Raw genomic sequence first — 21,534 nt, 5'->3', positions numbered from 1 at the left:
CGCAAGCAACCTCTTCCCTGGACATTTCGAAAGAGAAAGGAAAGTCGGCATGCGGTTGAAAGCATCGCTCGCCGCCGATCGACGACCCGCGCGCTGCTGTGAAACCGCACACACTAGTCCATTTGTTTCGCACACAACTGTTTTGTGCAAAACATCGCTTTTGCCGTGACATTCATCTTCATGATGTGCGCGTGAGTTGAAGACCTCATCCCCAGAATGAAAGTCAGCGCTACGAATGGCACTTGGCGCAGGCCTCCGGAGCACATATGAACCTCTCGAACAATTGGTAATAAAAAACGCCGACCAGTTAGCGTGCGCGGGAAACGACGCTCGTGCGCCTGCGCGCGTTTCCGCCAGACATCCTTCTGCCCAGCAATGACAAGGCATTCCCGGAATGAGCGGTCAATGCGAAATGATCTAACCCGGTATTCACGCGTCGCTGGCGTCTAATTTGTTCTTCAGCAGGAATGCCGAGCTTTGTGTACATTCGCGCTTGAGTTGCGTTGCAGCACATCGGCACGTGTCACAAGGCAACCCTTTCTTTGCACATGTCTTTCTCTTCCAAACGCCGGGCAATTAACTGAAAGACGCACGCAAGCTTTTTGACTGATCGTAAGCAGCAGAACAATTCTCACGAAATGCAGATTATGCGTAGCCCTATGCAGTATTCCGTCACAGTTGAATATGCCGTCAGTTCAGGCGCGTCCAGAGCTGATGACAGGTACAGGCACGCGGCTGCGCGTCAGCGCGCACCGCGCTAGCCTGCGCCAGGACACTTCTACGTTTTTCTCCAAGCTCTGGAATTCTCATGCTCGGCCTAGTACGTATCGCCTTGCGGCGACCCTATACATTCGTAGTCCTGGCGATCTTTATCCTTATCATCGGTCCCTTGTCCGCAATGCGGACGCCGACCGACATTTTTCCGGATATCAAGATTCCCGTGATCAGCGTCGTGTGGCAATACACGGGTCTGCCGCCGGACCAGATGGTCGGCCGCATCACGTCGCCATTCGAACGCACGTTGACCACCACCGTGAACGACGTCGAGCACATCGAGGCGGAATCGGTGGCGGGCTTTGGCATTATCAAAATCTTCTTCCAGCCGGGCGTGAATATCAGCACGGCGAACGCGCAGGTGACTTCCGTCGCGCAAACGCAATTGCGGCAGTTGCCTGCGGGCACGACGCCACCTCTGATCCTGAACTACAACGCGTCGACCGTGCCGATCATCCAGTTGGCGCTCTCCGGCAAGGGACTCTCTGAACAGAACCTCGGCGACCTCGGCCTGAACTCGGTGCGCCCGGTTCTCTCGACCGTCGCAGGCGCGGCGATTCCTTACCCGTTCGGCGGCAAGACACGTCAGGTACAGATCGACGTCGATCCGGCGGCACTCCAGGCGCGCGGCCTTTCCGCGCAGGATGTCGCCAACGCCCTTGCCGGGCAGAACCTGATTACGCCGGTCGGCACCGAAAAGATTGGCGACTACGAGTACACGCTGCAACTGAACAATGCACCGTCGGAACTCAAAGCCCTGGGCGATCTGCCGGTTAAGGCGGCCAATGGCACCACGGTCTACATTCGCGACATTGCGAACGTGCGCGACGGCAGTCCGCCGCAGACCAATATCGTGCACGTCGACGGCCGGCGTTCGGTGCTGATGTCCGTGCTCAAGAACGGTTCGGTTTCCACGCTCGGCATCATCTCCGGCATCAAGCAGCGGCTTGCTGCAGGAAAGGCGTCGTGGCCCGATAACCTGCAGATCGAGCCCATCGGCGACCAGTCGCTGTTCGTCCGGGCGGCCATCACCGGCGTGGCGCGCGAAGGTGTGATCGCGGCCGTGCTGACGAGCCTGATGATCCTGCTGTTCCTTGGCAGCTGGCGCTCGACGATCATCATTGCGACCTCGATCCCGCTCGCCATCCTCGGCTCCATCGCGACGCTGTCCGCGCTCGGCGAGACGTTGAACATCATGACGCTAGGAGGCCTCGCGCTGGCGGTGGGGATTCTGGTCGACGACGCCACGGTGACGATCGAAAACATCAACTGGCACCTCGAGCATGGCAAGGAGGTAGAGACCGCCATTCTCGACGGCGCCGCGCAGATCGTCACGCCGGCGTTCGTCTCGCTGCTGTGTATCTGCATCGTGTTCGTGCCCATGTTCTTCCTGAATGGCGTCGCGCGCTTCCTGTTCGTGCCGATGGCCGAAGCGGTGATCTTCGCCATGATCTCGTCGTTCATCCTGTCGAGAACGCTGGTGCCGACCATGGCGAAATACCTGCTGAAACAGCATGTACGGGACGAGAACGAGGACGAGCACGCCCACGAAACGAAGCGCCCCGGTCCGCTCGGGCGTTTCCAGCGCGGCTTCGAAGCGCGCTTTGAAAAGGTGCGCAATGCCTACCGCGGATTGCTCGAACGCGCGCTGATTCACCGGCGTCCGTTCGTCACCGGCTTCCTCGGTTTTGTCGCCCTCTCGTTCGCGCTGGTGCCGTTCCTCGGCCGCAATTTCTTCCCTTCGGTCGATTCGGGACAAATCCTGATGCATGCGCGCGCACCGGTTGGCGTACGCGTTGAAAAGACCGCGCAGATCTTTGCGGACATTGAAGGCGCGATCCGCCAGATCATTCCACCGGCGGATCTCGGCACCGTGGTCGACAACATGGGTCTGCCGGTCAGCGGCATCAATACCGCGTACAACAACACCGGCACGGTCGGCTCGCAGGACGGCGACATCCAGATCGCGCTGAACGAAGGTCATCGCCCCACCGACGACTATGTTCGCATCATGCGCGAGCGATTGCCGCGTGAATTCCCCGGCGTCACGTTTTCGTTCCCGCCGGCGGACATCATCAGCCAGATCCTGAATTTCGGCTCGCCGGCGCCGATCGACCTGCAGATTCGCGGCAATGACCTCAACGCCAACTACGCGTATGCGGATCGTCTGCTGCGCGCGGTCCGCGACGTTCCGGGCGTAGTCGACGCGCGGATCGCCCAGTCGCACGGCAACCCGACTTTCAACGTCGATGTCGACCGCACCCGGGCGCAGTTGCTAGGCATCACCGAGCGCGACGTGACGAACAGCATGGTGGTGAACCTCGCGGGTTCCAGCCAGGTCGCGCCCACGTTCTGGCTGAACAACGCGAACGGCGTGTCGTATCCGATCGTGATGCAAACGCCGCAATACAACCTCGATTCGCTCGCCGCCTTGCAAAATCTCCCCATCACGGCCAACGGCGGAGGCACCGCGCAGATCCTCGGCGGCCTCGCGACAGTCGAGCGCACCAGCAGCAACGAGGTTGTCAGCCAGTACAACATCCAGCCCATGGTGGAGATCTTCGCGACCACTCAGGGCCGTGACCTAGGCGCGGTGGCATCCGATATCCAGCGCATCGTGCGCGACAACGCCCGCACCTTGCCCAAGGGCTCCACGGTCGCGCTGCTGGGCCAGGTGCAGACCATGAACAGCGCCTTTGCGGGCATGTTGTTCGGCTTGCTTGGCGCGGTCGTGCTGATCTATCTGCTGATCGTGGTCAATTTCCAGTCATGGGCCGACCCGTTCGTTATCGTGTCCGCGTTGCCTGCCGCGTTGGCCGGCATCGTCTGGATGCTGTTCGCGACCCACACGACGCTCTCCGTACCCGCGCTGACCGGCGCAATCATGTGTATGGGGGTGGCGACGGCCAACTCGATTCTGGTCGTCAGTTTCTGCCGCGAACGTTTCGCCGCGCACGGCGACCCGTTCAGGGCGGCACTTGAGGCGGGCTTTACGCGTTTTCGCCCCGTGCTCATGACCGCGCTATCCATGATCATCGGCATGATGCCGATGGCGCTCGCGCTCGGCGAAGGCGGTGAGCAAAACGCCCCGCTTGGCCGCGCCGTGATCGGCGGTCTGCTGTTTGCCACCACCGCTTCGCTGTTCCTCGTCCCCGTCGTTTTTTGTATCGTGCACGCGCGCCCTGGGCGCGCGGCTACCCCGGCATCCGTCTCGGGAGGTCCTGCTCATGTCGTCTGAATCCACTGTCTCCACGCCTGCACCGTCGCGCCGCCCACTTCTCGCAGCAGGCGTGGTCGGCCTGCTGGTCGTCCTGGGCATCGTCGTCGCGGGCGTCACGCTGCGGGCCACCGATGCCCGCAAGCTGAAAACCTGGACCGACGCGCAGGCTGTACCGACGGTCAACGTGATCCAGCCCTTGCGTGATGCCAACGGCCCCTCGCTGCAGTTGCCCGGCCGCCTTGAAGCATTTACGCGGGCGCCGATTTTCGCGCAGGTCAGCGGCTATCTGAAATCATGGAATGTCGATATCGGCGCGCCGGTCAAAGCAGGTCAGGTGCTCGCCGAGATCGAAACGCCCGAGCTCGACCAGCAGCTGTTGCAGGCGCGCGCGGATCTGCAGAGCGCGCAGGCGAATGCCTTGGTGGCGGGTACGACGGCCAAGCGCTGGGAAGCGCTGAGCGGCACGGATTCCGTCGCCCAGCAGGATGTCGATCAACGCACCGCTGACTACGCTGCCAAGGAAGCGATCGTCGCGGCCGCAAAGGCCAATGTCGAACGCCTCGTCGCCACCAAGGCGTTTGCGCATATCGTCGCGCCATTTGACGGCGTGGTGACCGCCCGCGATACCGACGTCGGCGCACTCGTCAACGCCGGCAGCGGCGGAGTCGGCCAGGAACTGTTCGCGGTCTCCGACGTCAAGCGGTTACGCGCGTACGTCCAGGTGCCACAGAATTACGCACCGGCGATACATGACGGCACGACCGCCATCCTGACCGTTCCCGAGTACCCCGACCAGCAGTTCACCGCACGCGTGGTTGCAGCGGCGGACTCGGTCAATTCGAGTTCGGGAACGACGCTGGTTCAACTGCTGGTTGACAACTCAAACGGCAAGCTGCTGCCAGGCGGGTTCGCCAGTCTGAAATTCTCGTTGCCCGCCTCCGCCGATTCGCTTCGTGTTCCCGCCAGCGCGCTCGTCTTCGACGGCCGCGGTGTCGTGGTCGCCACGCTTGGCGCGAGCGGTCACGTGCTGTTCAAGCAGGTGAAGATCAACCGCGATCTGGGCGACTCGGTGGAGATCGGCTCGGGACTCGCCGCAACCGATCGCGTGATCGACACACCGCCCGACGGACTCGCTGACGGCGACAACGTGCAGGTTTCGACAGCGACCAGCAAGAAGGCAGTTGCACATGGTTAAGCACGGACTTCCGGCGCTTCTCGCGAGCGTCGTCGCACTCACCGCCTGCTCGCTCGCGCCGCAATATCAGGTCCCGCCCACGCCGATCGCTGCGCAATACAAGACGGTTGGCCCGTGGACCGCGGCGCAGCCCGCCGACCGGATAGACCGCAACGGCTGGTGGAAGATGTATGGCGACGCGCAGCTCGACGAGCTTGAAGCACGTCTGCTCGCCAACAACACCGACTTGCGCGCGGCGTACGCACACTATGCGCAAGCGCAGGCCTTCGTGGCGCAGGTGGAGTCGGGACTGTACCCGTCGATCAGTGCGAGCGCGGTGGCGCAGCGTAATCGCCAGTCCGACAATCGGCCGCTGCGCGCGGGCGGCCCCAACGACTACAACGCCGCCACGCTCGGCGGCGAAATCAACTACGACCTCGACCTTTGGGGCCGCGTGCGCGACTCCGTGGTGGCGGGCAAGGACGAGGCGCAGGCGACCAAGGCCGATCTCGCTTCGGTCAGGCTTAGCCTGCAGGTCGAACTGGCCGACAGTTGCATCCGCTTGCGCGGCCTCGACCAGCAAACCGAGCTGTTGAACGAAACTGTCGTGGCGTATGCGAAGGCCCTGCAACTCACGGAAACGTTGCATAACAGCGGGATCGTGTCGGGGCTCGACGTGTCCCGGGCGCAGACGCAACTTTCGTCGGCCAGGTCACAACTGTCGCAGAATCTGGCACAACGGGCGCTGATCGAACACGCGATCGCGGTCCTGGTTGGCGCCTCCGCGTCCGAATTCAGCCTGCCGTCCCAGACCGCCGCCATGGCGTTGCCGCCGATACCGACCGGCCTGCCCTCCACGCTGCTGCAGCGGCGCCCCGACGTCGCTGCGGCGGAACGCCGGGTGGCCGAAGCCAACGCAAAAATTGGCGTCGCGCGGGCGGCCTACTTCCCGGACATCACACTCAGTTTGCAGGGTGGCGTGCAAAGCGCCGCCTACACCGGTCTGGTGAGCGCGCCCAATCTGTTCTGGGCAATTGGCCCCCAACTCGTGCAGTACGTGTTCGACGGCGGGTACCGTCGTGCGCAACTCGACGCCGCCAAAGCGGCAACCGAAGAAGCGGGAGAACTTTACCGCGGCGTAGTGCTCTCCGCATTCCAGCAGGTCGAAGACAATCTCGCCCTGCTATCGTATCTCGGCACTGCGCTGAGCGAGCAACGGGATGCAGCCAACGCGGCCCAGTACTCGGTCGAGCTCGCGTTACGCCAATATCGCCAAGGCACAGTGGGTTACCTCGATGTCGTGCAGGCACAGACCGTCGCACTCGAGGCGCAACGCAGCGTGCTCGATATCCAGACACGCCAGCTGGACGCGAATGTGCAACTCCTGCACGCGCTCGGCGGCGGATGGTCGAGCGATGAACTCGCCCAGGTGGCCGCGGCGCCGGCACTCGTCGAGACCGCGGCGCGACACAGTACTGATTGAAGGGAACTGCACGGAGCGGAACGGCACGCCTGGTATTTCTAACTACTTCGGCGTGCGTTCCCTATCCAGTGCTATTGCAATCTGTTGGCGGTCGCAGAAGCGTTGCGTTCCGGGTCGGCTTAGCGATCGGTTGAGCGTGCGTCTTTCGACCTTGCCTGGTTGCAGCCGCCGCCAATTGCTGCACCGGCTTGCGAGTGCTCGATATTCGCATTCATCGGCTTGCTCCTGCGCGTAGTGCTGCAGGATTGCCGCACCGAATGCGTCTTTGCTTCAGTGCGTCGTGTCTGCATAACCAGTAACTACAGTCCTATAAGCGCGGTGTCGCGCCGCGCCGATCCATCCATCTCAAGCAGCGTCAGGCGCGGCGCGTCGCGAGTTCGGCACCCTGACGCAGGGCTTCGAGCAGGCTGCGTTCGTCGGCGATGCCTTTACCGGCTATATCGAACGCGGTGCCGTGATCGACCGATGTGCGGATCACGTCGAGGCCGACCGTCACGTTGACACCGGCTTCGAGGCCTAGCACCTTGACCGGACCATGGCCCTGGTCGTGATACATCGCCACCACCAGATCGAAGTCGCCGCGGCCCGCACGGAAGAACAGCGTGTCGGCCGGAAGCGGGCCCTCGATGTCCCAACCGCGTTCACGCAAGCGCTTCACGGCCGGGACGATTTTTTCCTCTTCCTCGCCGTAACCGAACAGGCCGTTTTCACCGGCATGCGGGTTGATGCCGCACACGGCGATGCGCGGATTGGCAATGCCCGCTTTCACCAGCGTCGCATGGCCCCGCTCGAGCGTGCGCTGCACGAGACCCGGTTCGATCTTGCGGATCGCGTCGATAATGCCGATGTGCGTGGTCACGTGGATCACGCGGAGTTTCGGCGCGACCAGCATCATCGACACCTCCTCGATACCCGTGAGGTGCGCGAGCATTTCGGTGTGGCCGGGATACTTGTGACCACCGGCGTGCAACGCCTCCTTGTTCAGCGGAGCCGTGCAGATCGCATCGATCTCGTCGGCCTTCGCCAGTTCGACGGCGCGCGCGATGTACTGATACGCGGCGTCGCCTGCCAGCGCCGACAGCGCGCCGAAAGGCAGGTCGGCGGGAATCAGCGCAAGGTCGATGCAGTCGATCGTGCCCAGTGCATACTGCGCATCCGACGGCTTCGCGATGCGGCGCACTTTCGCGCTGCCGCCGACGATCCGGTTGGCCTGCTCGAGGCGCGCCGCATCGCCGATGACAAGCGGACGGCACTGCCGATAGACGGACTCGTGCGTCAAGCTCTTGACGACGATTTCCGGACCTACGCCCGCTGCGTCGCCCATCGTGATGCCGATGACTGGAAGATAGTTGCTCATGATGTTTTGCCTGAATGACATTGGTTCGTTTCGCGAGCCGGCGAAGATCTCGCCGTGCCGCTCGGCTGAGCCGATCCGGAATCGCTGTGAGCGAACTCCGGTGTACCCCGCAGATGAAGGTAGGCGCCATACAGCGCGTGTTCGCTGCCAAAGGCGCCGGCTTTGGTGACGACGGTGAGGCGCGGGTTGCCGTGCGGGCGGCCCACCGCCACCCCCGGCTCGATTTCCGCAAGCAATTGCAGACTGTCGATGCCGGCGGTCCCGAGCATCGCGCGCGCGGTTTCGCCCCCCGTCACGATCAAGCCGCTCAGATGCGTGAAAAACGGTGCGATGAGCGAAGCGAGCGCCGCCGACAATTGGGCGCCCTCGGCGGGATCGAACAGATCGTCGCGCCCAATTCGCAGGAGCAGGTCCGTATGCGCGCTCAACTGCGCGCCGACGCGCGCTTGCCAGCCCGCCCACTCCGGATGAAACTCACCCGCCCGCAGCACGACCGGCGGCACGATCAACTCGCCCACGCCCGCACGTTCGCGCAGCATCACGCATTGCTGTTCCGAAATGGCCGACAGGCTGCCCACCAGAATCAGGATCGCGCTTCGCTTGTGCGCCGGCTGCGGTGGCTCGTCCCGCGCGGCGTCCGTGACACCATCGAACAGGTCGCTCAAGGAAGCCAGTTCGCGCGCCAGACCGCCTGAGCCGACCCAGAACAAGGCTTCGTCCATCGACGCCGTCGCCTGCGCGAGCGCCCGCAAATCCGCATCCGTTTCCGCATCGACGATGAGCGCCTGCGCCCCGCCGCGCGCCACCTCGGCAATGGCCTCGCGCAACCCGGCGGGATCGCCGCGCAGCGCGTGGACATCCAGCGCCGCAGTGCGCAAGCCGGCCGCCTCGACCATGGCGTTGAGGTCGGCGCAATGCGCGGCGTGTTCGAGCTTCCACGTTTCCGTGTCTTCGAGCGGCACCCCGCGCACGAATACGCGGCCTTCACGCACGGTGCGCCCGGTGGCGGGAAAAGCCGTGGCGACGATGGCGAGACCCGCGAGCGGCTGCAACGCGGCGACTTCCGCAGCCCAGTTGCCGCGCAACGTCGAATCGATCTTTTTGTACAGACGCCGCCCCGGCGCGCGTTGCGCCAGCCACGCGGCGCGGGTGCGGTGCGCGGCTTCGTCCGGTGGCATGCGGCGCGTGTCGGTGTCCACCGCAATCACCTCCGCCGCGCCCGTCGCGCGCGACGCGTTCAGCGTGACCGCCGTATTGCGCCCTGCGCCTGCAAATGCAATCGCGCAGTCGGCGGCGCCGGACAGGTCGTCGGCGATGATCAGGATGCTCGATAAACTCACTGGGACGCCCTCAATTCAGCAGCGCGGCTTGCTTCGGCATGCTTGCCGACCCGCTTCGCGACGGCCGCGGTGAGGATCGGCGACACGATCGCGGTCACGACGACGCACGAGGCGACCAGCAGGGTCGCGCTTTTCGCGGCCTCGGCATAGACAGGATTGGCCGCGGCAATCAGTGCCGGCACAGCGGCTCCGTTGCCTGCGGTGTTGGCCGCCGCCACGCCCGCGACGCCCGTGCCTCCGGTCAGCCGATCGGTGAAATACAGGGGGATGCCCGTGAGGATCACGACCGCAATGCCCAGACCGATGCCGAGCAGGCCGGCTTGCCAGACTTTGTGCAGGTCGAGGCTCGCGCCCAGCGCCAAAGCGAAGAACGGAATCATCACGGGCACGGCGCGGCCGAGAAAGTTGCGCATCTCACGGTCCAGATTGCCGAGCAGCATGCCGGCCGCGAGCGGCAGAATGCTGCCCACCAACGTCTGCCACGGAAACGCCGACAGCCCTGCCACACCGAGCGTGACCATCGTCAGGAACGGGCCGGATTCGAGCGACATGATCGTGTAAGCGCCGACGTCTTCAGACTTGCCATATTGACCCATCAACGCCATGTACAGGCCACCGTTCGTGTCGTTCATCGCGGCGACCACCGCCAGCGTCGACATTCCCGCGAACAGGCCGGACGAAACCGGCTGCTCACCCAGAAAGTGGCCCAGCACGATACCCACCACAATCGCCGACCCAACCTTCGCCGCGAACAGCGCGCCGCCCTTCTTGAGCAGATAAGGCGTGGCCTTCACATCGATCGACGCGCCCATGCACACATAGAACACCGCGAGAATGGGCAACGCGCCGGAAAACAGCGCATTCGTGAACGAACCGAAGAACTTCGGCATGTTCGGCAAGAAAGTGGCGATCAGAGCGCCGAACAGCAGCGGGACGATCATCATCCCGCCCGGAACGCGTTCGATCGCGCGTTTGATAGGAAGTTGGGCCATCAATGTCTCCTGATTAGAATGATCGATACAATCACACTAAATGATTGATTCGATCATTCCAAGTGTACGCGACCAATCGGCGATGCGCAATCCGCTCATTACGATGTGGCGGATTTGATCGAATTTGCGGGAAAACGCCGCTACAGGCGGACGTTGCGTCCAATTTGATCGAATCGATCAAATTGGACGCGCGCGGTCACGCTCCGCCGGCGGCGTTGCCCTGGCCGTGGGTTTGATTACACTTACGTCCGTTCATGCCTTCTATCTCTATCGCGCGCAGCGTGCGGGCGAACCCGATACCCTCGATCACCATGAAAGTTACGAACCGCCGCGAGGCAATGCTGAAAGCCGTCCTGTCCGGCATGAACGACGTAGGCGCCCTGTGCGAGCATTTCGGCATGTCCGAAGCAACCGTGCGACGCGACCTGCGCGCGCTCGCCGACGAACGGCTGATCGTGCGCACGTATGGGGGCGCGGCCGCCTCGGTCGGGATTCACGAACCCGAGGAGTCGCTCGACCTGCGGCGGGAAAGCTTCCGCGAGCAAAAGGATGCGATCGCGCAGGTGGCGGTCAGCCACGTTCAGGACGGCGACACTATCTTTCTGGACGGCGGCACCACCACCGCCGCAATGGCCCGGCTGCTGGCCGGACGGCGCGACATTCGCGTGGTCACCAACAATCTGCTGGCAATCGGCCTGCTGGCATCGAGCGAGGTGCCGGTCACTTTGATCGGCGGCGATTTGCGCCCCTCGAGCATGAGTACGCTCGGGCCGCTCGCGCAGCTCGCGTTGAACCGCCTGTCCGTCGACAAGGCCTTTCTCGGAGCAGACGGTGTAGTCGCCGGCCGTGGACTCTGCGAAGCAACCGCCGAGCAGGCCTATCTGAAGGAATGCGTCATCAGGCAAGCCGCCAACATCTTCGTACTGGTGACTTCGCACAAGCTGGATCGCGCGAGCCAGCAGCACTGGACGCCGCTCGAACGCGACTGGACTCTCGTGACCGATGCGCAACCGGGCGCGCCCGAATTGGCAACGTTCCTGCTGCACAGCGAGGTGACGATCGAAACCGCGTCGCAACAGGTTCGCCAGCCTCTGCCCCAGGGACGGTGATCGTGTCCCGAGGGCGGCGCCGCGCGACCATTTCGGACCACGCAGCCGCCTGGGACAACCGCGAGGCTTCACGCACGCGCAACGCCGAACGCGTTCACGAGGTTCAGCCGATACGATGCGCCGGTAGTTCCAGACCTCGCCGCCATGAACTTGCGTGACGCTCACCACGCATGCTTTCTTGGCCGAGACACGCCGGCTCATTTGATCGCGATAGGGCCGAGCGGCCAGAAGAGTCCATCTTCGACCGGATGAACCGTGCGCATGGTTCTCATGAAGACGGGCAAGCAATCAAAGCAGAAGGCCGAGTAGTGACTCAAAACCCTTCGAGAACGATCTTGCCGCGCGCGCGATTGCTTTCGATGAGGGCGTGGGCGCGCCGCAGGTTTTCGGCATTGATCGCGCCGAAATGCTCACCGAGCGTGGTACGCAGCGTGCCTACGTCGATCAGCGCTGCGACGCGCTCGACAATCTCGTGCTGGCGGATCATATCCGGCGTCTCGAATAGAGACCGGGTGAACATGAGTTCCCAGTGCAGCGAGACCGCTTTCAGCTTGAGCGGCATCGCATCGAGCGTTTTCGGATCGTCGATGACGCCCAGCTTGCCTTGCGGCGCGAGTACCTCGACGATCTCGGCAAAGCGCGCCTCGGTATGCGTGAGGCTCGCGACAAAGCGCACCTGATCGACGCCGATCCGGCGATCAGCAGCGCACCGCCATTGCCCCCGCCTCGGCAAGGCCGAGCCGATCGAAGAGCAGTTCCCAGGCTGTAAGTGAAGTGAGCGGCAACGCGGCGGCGCACGCGGCATCGAGCGTGGTGGGCGAATGACCGGCGATGCGCTCGTCGACAATGCCGTACTCGGCATAGGCGCCCGGGCGGGCAATGGAGCCGGCGTAAAACACGTTGTCGCCGACCTTGAACAGGGTCACGGCGGCACCGACGGCTTCGACCGTCCCGACGGCATCCCAGCCCAGCAAGCGCGGTGTGTCGCCGAGCATGCCTGCACGGACCTTGGTGTCCACCGGGTTCACGGCGATGGCACGAATCTTCACGAGCAGATCGCGCGGCCCCGGCTCGGACTTCGGCAATTCCGCTTCGTAGAGTGCACGCGGATCGTCGATCGGCAATCCGTGCTGGCTATAAACAATGGCTTACAGCTGGTTGACCGGAACGGTGTTAGAGGGCGAGCCGCTTCTAGCGGCCCGGATGTGCTGATCATGGCACGACTCGCGTAATCCTCTGCCCGCGCAATCGCCTCACAATTCGGCCAAACGCGTGCCATTGCTGTGCGATCAATCCGTCGCCATACGAAAGCCCCGCGCCATGCGGCACAGGCAGTTGATCGCGGATGCCGGTCGGCTCGACGGCGGGATTCCATGAAGCAGTGCGGAACAGCATGTCCCACCATGGCAGCAGCACGCCAAAATTGCAGCCGTATTTCGTGCCTTCGTGGCCGTAGCCCACTGCATGGTGGCGGCGGTGAAAGATCGGGCTGACGATGATGCGTTCGAGCAACCAGCCATACGGCAGCCGTGCATTGACGTGCTGGATGCTCTGCATGAAGTTGCTGAACGCCACCAGCACCACGAACTGGTTCGGCTGCACGCCGATGAACAGTGAGATCGCCGCAAAAAACGCCGCCTGGATGAGGTCGTCGAGAAAGTGGTTGCGGTCGTCGGCCCACAGTGACATTTGCTGCTGGCTGTGATGTACCGCGTGCAGTTCCCACCACACGCCGAAACGGTGCTGCCAGCGGTGATACCAGTAGCCGGCAAAGTCGAGCACGACCAGATAGATCATGAACGACACGACCGGCTGATCCGTCACACCTGGCCAGATGCTGTCGATATCGACATTCGGTATGCGGTAGATCGACATCAAACTCTGCCAGTGATTGAACAGCGGCTGCAACACCAGGAAGAACGCAATGTTGATGATGCCGAGCTTGACGATCCACGTGTAGATCACGTCGGCGCGCAGCGCCTTGCGATCCAGCCATTGCTCGACGGGGCGCAGCGCTTCGAGCGGCCGTAACGCCAGATACGTCACCACGATTTCCAGCACACCCACTATCACCCAATACAGTGCGTCATAGGTGTCTTCGTCGTAACCCATCAAGCCGAAACGATAGAAGAACGGCTGCACGACGTCGACATAGAGCAGCGTCTGCAACGCGGACACCATATTGTCGAGTTGCGAGACGATTTCATGAAACATCGGAATCCTCGTGTTCTAGCAGGTCGGCGAACGCTCAGCCAGCGGCAAGTTCGAAGCGGCTCGCACTGCCTAGTCCGGGTTGGGTGACACGACCGGCGCGCGGTTGTCGAAAAAGATGCCGTGCGGCGAACGGCCCACCGCAATGGTGTCGATCAGCTTACGGCTGGTCAGATCGATGACGCCCACATGCCTCGCGAAACGGAATCCTACCCATAGATAGCGCTTGTCGGGAGTAAGTTCCATGTCGTCCGGTCCCGGCAGCAAGCCAGTGATATCGCCGGCATTGGTGAGCGTGGTGTAGTCGATGATGCTAATGGTGCTTTCAACGCGATTGGAGACCGCCACGTGCTTGCCGTCGTCGAGATTGCGGAAGTTGTGCGCACCACGTCCCGTGTGAATCTTCTTGACGATCTGCTGCTTGCGCCAGTCCACCACGGTCACGTCGTCTTCGCCGGTCATGCCGACCAGCAGATAGCGGTCGCCGGGTGTCATCCACAGACCCGCGGGTTCATTGCCCACGTGCATCTTCCAAAGCACTGTCTGGGTCGGCAAATCGATCGCCGCGAGTTCGCCCGAATCCTGCAACGTGACGAACACGGTGCGGTTGTCTGAGGCGAACGTCATGTGGCTAGGCGTCCTGGCCAGTTCGATATGCTTGACCAGCACCATATTCGTGCCGTCATAGCGGTAGATGTCGACGCGATTCATGCGCAGCGCAGCGGTGACGAACCACTTGTGATCCGGTGAGAAGCCCAGTTGATACGGGTCTTCGATATCCTGCACGGTACGCTGCACTTTGCCGGTGTGCGGGTCGACGAACATCAGGTTGTTCGACACCGAATCGGCAACGATCAGGGAGCGGCCGTCGGGCGTGATCATCAGATGGTGCGGCTCCTTGCCGGTCGACTCCGTGCCGATGACCTTGTGCGTGGCCTCGTCGATCAGAGTGAGTCGCGCTTCGCCGGAATCGAGCACGATGACGTTATCAACCGCATTCGCACAGTTCGTGATGGCCAACATACCCCACAGCGTCGCGGCGAGCGCTCCAGCCCTTGTAATGGAAAAGATAGAAGATGGCATACGGATCGTAATCACGCGTAAAAGTACTTTGAGGTGAAATGTAATCGAGACGTCGGAATTGGTCGGTCGCGATAGAGACCGTCACTATCCAACGCTCGTACAGTCACTGGCGATGACACGAAACGCGAGGCCGACCGCAGAAATTGCCGGGCAACGGGGCAATCGACAACGGTTCGCCGTCGATCGCCCCTTAGCCACTGTTGAATCCGCCGTGTGAAGTGGACACCGGTCAAAGCAGCCCAACTCCGGACTGCTTATGTTGATTATTGGACGGCGGTCGCGGAGCGTCAGTCCGTGGACGCTTACATCGCGTCCGTCCGCTCAGCAAGCCGTGAAGTCGCGAATCCTTCGTCGCCCATGATCTTTTTTTGCCGTCCACAATACTTCGCAAATAGTGCGGTCAACAACGGCGCCAGCAGCGACGTGACGATCGTCGATGCGGCAATCTGCGGTGTCGCGACTGCGACGAGCGACGCGAGGTGCGGATCGACGGCCGCAATGGCGATTGGCGTCGCGACCGCGTTGCCGGCGGTCGTCGACACGGCGACACCCGCCACGCCCGAACCACCCGCGAGACGGGACGCCGCGATGTTGACCACGCCGCCGACGACGAGCGTTACCAGCCCGAGCAGGATGCCCGACGCGCCAGCGCCAAGGATCGAATGCAGGTTGATCTGCGCGCCGAGGCCGAAAGCAAAGAAAGGAATCAGGAGGTCGCTGCCCGATTTCAGAAACGCGCGCATGTTGCGATCGAGGTTGCCGAGCAACATGCCAATCAGAATCGGCAGAATTGTGGCGATCAGGTCGATGAAGGGAATCCTGGCGAGACCGGACATGCCGAGCGCGAGCATGGTCACGAATGGGCCTTCAAGAATCGACAGTACCGCGAGCGCGCCACGATCGACCTCGTCGCCAAACTGTTTGGTCAGCGCCGCGTAAAGCCCCATGTTCGCGTTGGTCATCGCCGCGATGATCGCCATGCTGGACAGTCCGAACACCGGGCGTCCCTTGAACAGGTAGCTGACCAGCAAGCCGATCGCCACGCCGCTCGCGAGCTTGGCCAGGGTGATCGCCGCACCGTTCTTCAGCGCACGCGGCGCGGTTTTCAATTGTATTTCGGCACCCATGCAGACGAAGAACGCCGCGAGAATCGGCAGCGCTCCGTGCGCGAGCGAGGTTGAGAAACTGCCGATGCTAAGTACGTGCGGAAAGAACGTGTTAAGCAGGCTGCCCCACAGCAGCGGAATCACCATCATGCCACCGGGAAATTTCTCGATGGTTTCCTTGATCTTCATTTTGACTCGTCTCCGTCGGTGGACGCGCCCGCTCCTGTGAGCAGGGCGCTCCGCCGTAGTCCATATTCAATAAGCCGACCTCACAGACTGCGCAGGCTGCCAGGGCACTGCCACAGTCCGGTTCAAGCATGCGTTACATCTGGGCGCCGATCATCCAGGGCACGAACTCTTCGTTGCCCACCCCCAGCGCCTCACTCTTGCTCTGCGCGCCGGATGCGACCTCGATGATCATCTCGAAGATCTCCCGGCCCTTCTGCTCGACCGTCGTCTTGCCATCCATGATGTCGCCGCAGTTGATGTCCATGTCGTCGACCATGCGTGTGTACATCTTCGTGTTGGTCGCGAGCTTGATTGACGGCGCCGGCTTTGCGCCAAAGCATGAGCCGCGGCCGGTTGTGAACAGAACGAGGTTCGCGCCGCTCGCAATCTGCCCAGTCGCGCCCATCGGGTCGTAGCCTGGCGCATCCATGAACACGAGTCCCTTCGTGTCGACTGGCTCGGCATAGCGGTACACCCCCATCAACGGCGTCGAGCCGCTCTTGGCGACCGCGCCGAGCGACTTCTCGAGAATCGTCGTGAGCCCGCCTGCCTTGTTGCCTGGCGTCGGATTATTGTCGATGCTGCCCTTTTCCCGCTCCGCGTAACTTTCCCACCAGTGGATCCGTTCGACGATTTTCTCGCCGACCTCCGCGGTAATCGCGCGGCGCGTCAGCAGATGCTCAGCACCGTAGATCTCCGGCGTCTCACTGAGGATGGCGGTGCCACCGTGCTGAACCAGCAGATCCACCGCCGCGCCAAGCGCCGGGTTCGCTGTAATGCCCGAGTACCCGTCCGAGCCGCCGCATTGCAGTGCGATGTTGAGGTGGGAGATCGGCAAGGGCTCGCGCTTGACCTCATTGGCGGCCGGCAGCATTGTCTCGATCGCCGAGATTGCCGCATCGACAGTCTTCTGCGTGCCACCCTGCTCCTGAATCACGAGCGGCACCATGGTTGCGCCTGGCTCCACGCCTTCCGCGATAAATAGCGCACCCATCTGGTTCGCTTCGCAGCCGAGCCCGATCACCAGCACGCCCGCGAAATTCGGGTGGCGGATATAGCCACCAATCGTGCGACGCAGTTGCTGCACGCCTTCGCCATTGTGATCAATGCAGCAACCGAAGCTGTGCGTGACCGGCACGATGCCATCGACGTTCGGATACGCATCCAGCCTGCCGGGCGCGCAGAAGTGCTGCGCGACGAGCTTGGTCACGGTTGCCGAACAGTTGACCGTGCTCACCACGCCAATGTAGTTTCGCGTCGCCACCCGGCCATCGGTACGACGAAAACCCATGAACGTGCGCGATTCTCCGGCCGGCGCAACCGCCTTGACGTCCTTGCCGAACGCGTAATCGCGCGCGAAATCGCCCATCGACACATTGTGGGTGTGCACGTGCGCACCGGGTTCGATATCCTGCGTGACGAAACCGATGATCTGCCCGTAGCGCCGCACCGGATCGCCGGCTTTCAGCGCGCGAAGCGCGACCTTGTGCGCGCCGGGGATATCGGCGCGCGTAATAATGCCGCCGGCCTCGGCGAGCGTCGTGTTCGCAGGTATTGGACCGCGCGCGATCGCGACGTCGTCGTCCGCATGCAGCCTGATGACCAGTGAAGTAGAATCCGTCATGTTTTTCTCCTGAATCGTGGGGGACGGACGCACCCGAGATTGATGCCTCTCCTCAATGTGTCCGTTCTGGCAAATGGTCGTTTCTCGCCAGGAGCGGCGCAAATTGGTCAGGCCACTTCGGCCGGAGCAGAGATGGGATTTCACAGACTTTCATCCGGCATCCTCGACAAGGTTGTGCGGCAGATCGAGGAAAACGTGCTTGACGGCACTTGGGCCTTGTCTGCGCGTCTGCCGGCCGAGCGCGTGCTCGCGGAGCATTTCGGTGTGTCGCGCCCGACCGTGCGCGAGGCGATCCGGCACCTGATCAGCAAGGGGATGCTCGAAGCGAAGCGCGGCAGTGGTGTGTACGTGGTGCAGAAGCAGCTTCCCGCACTGACTTCGCCGTGGCTGCAACTTGTCGCCGAGCACCCGCCGCTACGCGAGGAGACACTCGAGTTCCGAATGGTGTTTGAATGCGCGGCAGCACGTTTCGCCGCGCAGCGCTCCACACCGGAAGAGCTACGCCGGTTGGAAGCCCTGCTCGCGCGGATGCACGAAGCGGTGATCGGCCACGATGTCGATACCGAGGCGCGAATGGACGGTGAGTTTCACACCGCGCTGACGGCAGCGGCGCACAACCGGATGCTCGGGCAGTTCTATGCCAGCGTGATCACCATGTTGCGCGACCACATCGCCGCAAACACCTTCGACGCCACCGCGAACAACGCGAACGCAGCCGTGCAATCCGCCATGCGCATGCGCCAGCACGAATTGATTTTCCTCGCGGTGCGCGAACGCAATCCGGAAGCCGCGCAGCAGGCGATGTTCGCGCACATCGATTTTGTTGGACGGCAGTTCATGCCCGCTACGAACGCGTAAGGCAAACAAGCGGCAAGCTAGCCGTCGCCCGCAATATCGCACTGATTGAAGACATCCCGCACGAACCGGAAAGATCCGGCGTCGAGCACCGGGACATGTCACGCCGGCTCGACCGATAGCCGCCACGAAGGCAATCCGCGCGTCATACCTCGTCGCTGCGGCTATCGCTGCGCATTCGTATTCAGCACCGCTTGAGCCACGACCGAACCCGCGCCCGCTTCATGACGTTTTTGTCATTTTCCATCCATCTTGCCGCAAGGAAGGTCTTTCTAGAATGACTTTCCAGCCCGTTTTGAAAAGCACATCCGGGCCGATCACATTAGCGTTGCCAGTCATGCCAGCCAATTGACTCTGCCATTAAGGCCATGGGTTGTGCGGATCCAATCAGCGTCATGTACTGCCGGCATCGGACGCGCAATTTGCTGCGCGTAAGGGTTTCATCATGCGTATCCTGATCGTCGAAGACGAACCGAAAATGGCCTCGTACCTTCGCAAAGGTCTCATGGAGGCAAGCTTCGCCGTCGATATATCCAACGATGGCAACGACGGTCTGTTCCTCGCCCTCCACGAGGACTACGATCTCATCGTACTCGACGTCATGCTTCCGGGCCTCGACGGGTTTGAGATACTCAAACGCTTGCGGGAAAAGAAACGCACTCCTGTGCTGCTCCTGACGGCGCGCGATGCGGTCGAAGACAAAGTTGCCGGACTTGAATCGGGGGCGGACGATTACCTGGCCAAGCCGTTCGTCTACTCCGAATTTCTTGCACGGATCCGTGCGGTGCTGCGCAGGCCCACGCAATCGGTCGACACCGTGCTGCGTGTCGGCGATATGGAAATCGACCTCGCCAGGCGCCGCGTGCATCGCGGCAGCGTACGCATCGACCTCACCGCGCAGGAATTCACGCTTTTGAAGCTCCTTGCCGAAAGGAAGGGCGAAGTGGTCACGCGTGCAATCGTCACGTCGCACGTGTGGGACATGAACTTCGACAGCGATACGAATGTCGTTGAAGTCGCGGTCAGACGCCTGCGCGCAAAAATCGACAACCCATTCGAGAAGAAGCTGCTCCATACGGTCCGCGGCATGGGCTACGTGATGGAAGATCGACCATGACCGCCGCAGACGGCGCGTATTCGCTGCTCAGGCGTCTGAGTTTCGCTTTTACTATCGTCGCGATATTGGTGCTCTCGATGGCGGGTGGCCTTCTCTATCACTCGTTGTCTAGCCAACTCACGCATCGCGACGACAGCGAGATCTCGGTCAAGCTCGACGAGTTTCTCGCGGCGGCTCGCAGTTTCGGCTCGGCGCAGGCGATTGGCAACCATAGCGACCTGTTACGAGAGGAATTGGTCACGCATCCCGCGATCTCGTTCGCCATACTGGATGGTCAAGGAAGGGTGCTCGCCGACTCGGGCCGGCAGGATCAGCGCCTGCGGTCCATTGGGCCGGGCAATCCGCCGCAGCAACATCCTTACTCATGCGCTCCCCCATCTATCGGGCCGTCGCGCTGCGTATTCGGCGACGAGACGCTGCATTCAGGTGAATCGATACGTGTGCTGCTTGCACATGAAGCGACAACGCGCGAGTCCGTCCTTCGCGAGTATCAGGGCGATGTATGGCTCGTACTCCTCGGTGGTTCCGCCTTAATGGGGCTGCTCGGCTACGCCATCGCAAAGCGGGGATTGTCGCCCGTCAAGATCATCGGGCAACGAATTTCGCGCATCGAAGCCCACAATCTTGGCGAGCGCCTCGACATAGGCGGCGGCCCTGTCGAGCTCCATGACATCGCCGTTCCGGTGAACCGGATGCTCGACAGGCTTCAACGCGCATTTGCGCAACTCTCCCAGTTCTCGTCCGATCTGGCGCACGATATGCGCACTCCCCTCGCCAACATAATCAGCGCATCGGAAATCACGCTCTCGCGTGAGCGATCCACCGAGGAATACGAAGCGCTGATCGACTCGAACATTGAAGAATGTCAGCGCCTTCAACGGATGATCGAGACCATGCTGTTCCTCGCGCGAGCGGACCACTCAAAGGAGCCGCTCCGGTTAGGCGTACTCGATTGTCATGAAGAGTTCGCGAGGCTCGCCTCTTACTTCGAAGGAGTGGCCGAAAACAAGGGCATCCATTTCGCTGTCGACGGCGCAATCCGGCTTCGTGCCGACCCGTCGATGCTTCGACGCGCGCTCAGCAATCTGGTATCGAACGCAATCGCGCATGCCGACGCCGAATCGGAGATAGCACTGCGCGCCTTCCGCTGCGACGCGTACGTTGCCGTTGAAGTAACGAACCACGGGCAAACCATTCCGCCGGAGCATATCGGCAAGATCTTCGACCGTTTCTATCGGATCAATTCTGCACGGCAAGGGTCAGCGAAGAACATGGGCCTGGGCCTCGCCATCGTCCGCTCGATCATGGAGTTGCATCGTGGCCGGGTCGATGTCGTAAGCCGCGCCGGCTTGACGACCTTTACGCTCTACTTTCCTTCCGTTACCGCGTGACGCCATAAGGCGCCCCTCGGCGCGGTCACGCTGCATCTTTTCCTCGTGGCGTGGCGTTCCGTTTCCTGATCGGCCCAGATCAACGGCGTGTTCCGCACGTGCCGTCTAAAGATGTCCGAATTGAAATCTCCGGGCCACATCTCAATCACCTGCACAACACGACAATGGGCTCTCCCGTGCTGAGGAAGGCTGTCGCCATGCCTCAGCGGCGCAGTACTTTTGGACCCATCGAGAGCCTTCGTGAAACGACTTCGTACCATGTTTGTGTTTGCGGTCGCGCTGTCCGGTTGCGGAACGCAGCCGCCATTGCAATCGCGCCATTTCGCCTCAAGCCGACCGGCACCGGTTGGCACAGTGGTCGATTACGCGGGCGTGCCCTGCGGCAATCAGAACTTGCATGTAAGGTCGCCGCTCTGCCTGTTTCCGCGAACTCTGCAAACATCGCACGGCAAACGGACGAGCCGATCGTG

At 62.1% G+C, this 21,534-nt stretch carries 14 protein-coding genes and 1 pseudogene; 7 read left to right on the top strand and 8 right to left on the bottom strand.

Translation table 11 applies throughout. The annotated features are described in order from the left end of the window. The first annotated feature begins 808 nt into the window (after positions 1 to 808). Genes CJU94_RS34555 through CJU94_RS34545 form a run of 3 tightly spaced genes read left to right on the top strand, consistent with a single transcriptional unit; the run spans position 809 to position 6,651 of the window. The gene (locus CJU94_RS34555; protein ID WP_095423148.1) at positions 809 to 4,012 is read left to right on the top strand and encodes an efflux RND transporter permease subunit; all 3,204 of its coding nucleotides are present in this window, start codon (positions 809 to 811) and stop codon (positions 4,010 to 4,012) included. Continuing rightward, entirely contained in the window at positions 4,002 to 5,189 is a 1,188-nt protein-coding gene (locus CJU94_RS34550; RefSeq protein ID WP_095423147.1) for an efflux RND transporter periplasmic adaptor subunit, read from the top strand. The genes CJU94_RS34555 and CJU94_RS34550 overlap by 11 nt, the downstream gene beginning before the upstream one ends. Continuing rightward, the gene (locus CJU94_RS34545) at positions 5,182 to 6,651 is read left to right on the top strand and encodes an efflux transporter outer membrane subunit (protein WP_095423146.1); all 1,470 of its coding nucleotides are present in this window, start codon (positions 5,182 to 5,184) and stop codon (positions 6,649 to 6,651) included. Before CJU94_RS34550 ends, CJU94_RS34545 begins: the two co-directional genes overlap by 8 nt. A 355-nt stretch (positions 6,652 to 7,006) precedes the next feature. Here the strand turns inward: CJU94_RS34545 and pdxA are convergent, their stop codons facing one another. The 3 genes from pdxA to CJU94_RS34530 are packed head-to-tail and all read right to left on the bottom strand — an operon-like array spanning position 7,007 to position 10,340. Further along, positions 7,007 to 8,008: a 4-hydroxythreonine-4-phosphate dehydrogenase PdxA gene (gene pdxA / locus CJU94_RS34540; RefSeq protein WP_095423145.1), complete on the bottom strand. Its 1,002-nt coding sequence runs from the start codon at positions 8,006 to 8,008 to the stop codon at positions 7,007 to 7,009. Beyond that, positions 8,005 to 9,348 carry a four-carbon acid sugar kinase family protein gene (locus tag CJU94_RS34535; protein WP_095423144.1) on the bottom strand — a complete coding sequence of 448 codons (1,344 nt, stop codon included), beginning with the start codon at positions 9,346 to 9,348 and terminating at the stop codon, positions 8,005 to 8,007. Before CJU94_RS34535 ends, pdxA begins: the two co-directional genes overlap by 4 nt. Next, positions 9,345 to 10,340, bottom strand: coding sequence for a 2-keto-3-deoxygluconate permease (locus CJU94_RS34530; protein ID WP_095423143.1), 996 nt, complete (start codon positions 10,338 to 10,340; stop codon positions 9,345 to 9,347). The genes CJU94_RS34535 and CJU94_RS34530 overlap by 4 nt, the downstream gene beginning before the upstream one ends. A gap of 311 nt (positions 10,341 to 10,651) precedes the next feature. Between CJU94_RS34530 and CJU94_RS34525 the strand changes: the two genes are divergently transcribed. Then, positions 10,652 to 11,449 (top strand): DeoR/GlpR family DNA-binding transcription regulator, encoded by a 798-nt coding sequence (locus CJU94_RS34525; protein WP_095423142.1) that lies wholly within the window; start codon positions 10,652 to 10,654, stop codon positions 11,447 to 11,449. 313 nt (positions 11,450 to 11,762) lie between these two features. Here CJU94_RS34525 and CJU94_RS34520 read toward each other — a convergent pair. The 5 genes and pseudogenes from CJU94_RS34520 to CJU94_RS34500 all read right to left on the bottom strand — a co-directional run bounded on the left by CJU94_RS34520 (position 11,763) and on the right by CJU94_RS34500 (position 17,701). Then, positions 11,763 to 12,594 (bottom strand): annotated as a pseudogene (locus CJU94_RS34520) (alcohol dehydrogenase catalytic domain-containing protein). 67 nt (positions 12,595 to 12,661) lie between these two features. Continuing rightward, on the bottom strand, positions 12,662 to 13,663 hold the full coding sequence (locus CJU94_RS34515; protein ID WP_095423141.1) for a sterol desaturase family protein: 1,002 nt from the start codon (positions 13,661 to 13,663) through the stop codon (positions 12,662 to 12,664). Between the two features lie 69 nt (positions 13,664 to 13,732). Next, positions 13,733 to 14,683: a YVTN family beta-propeller repeat protein gene (locus CJU94_RS34510; protein WP_244221157.1), complete on the bottom strand. Its 951-nt coding sequence runs from the start codon at positions 14,681 to 14,683 to the stop codon at positions 13,733 to 13,735. Positions 14,684 to 15,045: 362 nt separating this feature from the next. Next, entirely contained in the window at positions 15,046 to 16,038 is a 993-nt protein-coding gene (locus CJU94_RS34505; RefSeq protein WP_095423139.1) for a 2-keto-3-deoxygluconate permease, read from the bottom strand. A gap of 133 nt (positions 16,039 to 16,171) precedes the next feature. Further along, positions 16,172 to 17,701, bottom strand: a complete 1,530-nt coding sequence (locus tag CJU94_RS34500; protein ID WP_095423138.1) for a UxaA family hydrolase — start codon at positions 17,699 to 17,701, stop codon at positions 16,172 to 16,174. Positions 17,702 to 17,833: 132 nt separating this feature from the next. On the opposite strand from CJU94_RS34500, the gene CJU94_RS34495 reads away from it, so the two are divergent. The 3 genes from CJU94_RS34495 to CJU94_RS34485 all read left to right on the top strand — a co-directional run bounded on the left by CJU94_RS34495 (position 17,834) and on the right by CJU94_RS34485 (position 21,064). After that, positions 17,834 to 18,559, top strand: coding sequence for a FadR/GntR family transcriptional regulator (locus CJU94_RS34495; protein ID WP_095423137.1), 726 nt, complete (start codon positions 17,834 to 17,836; stop codon positions 18,557 to 18,559). A 442-nt stretch (positions 18,560 to 19,001) separates the two neighbouring features. Beyond that, the gene (locus tag CJU94_RS34490) at positions 19,002 to 19,673 is read left to right on the top strand and encodes a heavy metal response regulator transcription factor (protein ID WP_095423416.1); all 672 of its coding nucleotides are present in this window, start codon (positions 19,002 to 19,004) and stop codon (positions 19,671 to 19,673) included. Next, positions 19,670 to 21,064: a heavy metal sensor histidine kinase gene (locus tag CJU94_RS34485; RefSeq protein WP_095423136.1), complete on the top strand. Its 1,395-nt coding sequence runs from the start codon at positions 19,670 to 19,672 to the stop codon at positions 21,062 to 21,064. The genes CJU94_RS34490 and CJU94_RS34485 overlap by 4 nt, the downstream gene beginning before the upstream one ends. Positions 21,065 to 21,534: the final 470 nt, after the last annotated feature.

It is taken from the genome of Paraburkholderia aromaticivorans (genome assembly GCF_002278075.1).
GTDB lineage: Bacteria > Pseudomonadota > Gammaproteobacteria > Burkholderiales > Burkholderiaceae > Paraburkholderia > Paraburkholderia aromaticivorans.
Note: the sequence above shows the minus strand (reverse complement) of the source record. Positions and strands in the feature narration are given on the sequence as shown.

Coding starts and splice junctions, on each gene's coding strand:
- CJU94_RS34555 (WP_095423148.1), top strand. CDS start 809: ATGCTCGGCCTAGTACGTATCGCCTTGCGGCGACCCTATACATTCGTA.
- CJU94_RS34550 (WP_095423147.1), top strand. CDS start 4,002: ATGTCGTCTGAATCCACTGTCTCCACGCCTGCACCGTCGCGCCGCCCA.
- CJU94_RS34545 (WP_095423146.1), top strand. CDS start 5,182: ATGGTTAAGCACGGACTTCCGGCGCTTCTCGCGAGCGTCGTCGCACTC.
- pdxA (WP_095423145.1), bottom strand. CDS start 8,008: ATGAGCAACTATCTTCCAGTCATCGGCATCACGATGGGCGACGCAGCG.
- CJU94_RS34530 (WP_095423143.1), bottom strand. CDS start 10,340: ATGGCCCAACTTCCTATCAAACGCGCGATCGAACGCGTTCCGGGCGGG.
- CJU94_RS34525 (WP_095423142.1), top strand. CDS start 10,652: ATGAAAGTTACGAACCGCCGCGAGGCAATGCTGAAAGCCGTCCTGTCC.
- CJU94_RS34515 (WP_095423141.1), bottom strand. CDS start 13,663: ATGTTTCATGAAATCGTCTCGCAACTCGACAATATGGTGTCCGCGTTG.
- CJU94_RS34510 (WP_244221157.1), bottom strand. CDS start 14,683: ATGTTGGCCATCACGAACTGTGCGAATGCGGTTGATAACGTCATCGTG.
- CJU94_RS34505 (WP_095423139.1), bottom strand. CDS start 16,038: ATGAAGATCAAGGAAACCATCGAGAAATTTCCCGGTGGCATGATGGTG.
- CJU94_RS34500 (WP_095423138.1), bottom strand. CDS start 17,701: ATGACGGATTCTACTTCACTGGTCATCAGGCTGCATGCGGACGACGAC.
- CJU94_RS34495 (WP_095423137.1), top strand. CDS start 17,834: ATGGGATTTCACAGACTTTCATCCGGCATCCTCGACAAGGTTGTGCGG.
- CJU94_RS34490 (WP_095423416.1), top strand. CDS start 19,002: ATGCGTATCCTGATCGTCGAAGACGAACCGAAAATGGCCTCGTACCTT.
- CJU94_RS34485 (WP_095423136.1), top strand. CDS start 19,670: ATGACCGCCGCAGACGGCGCGTATTCGCTGCTCAGGCGTCTGAGTTTC.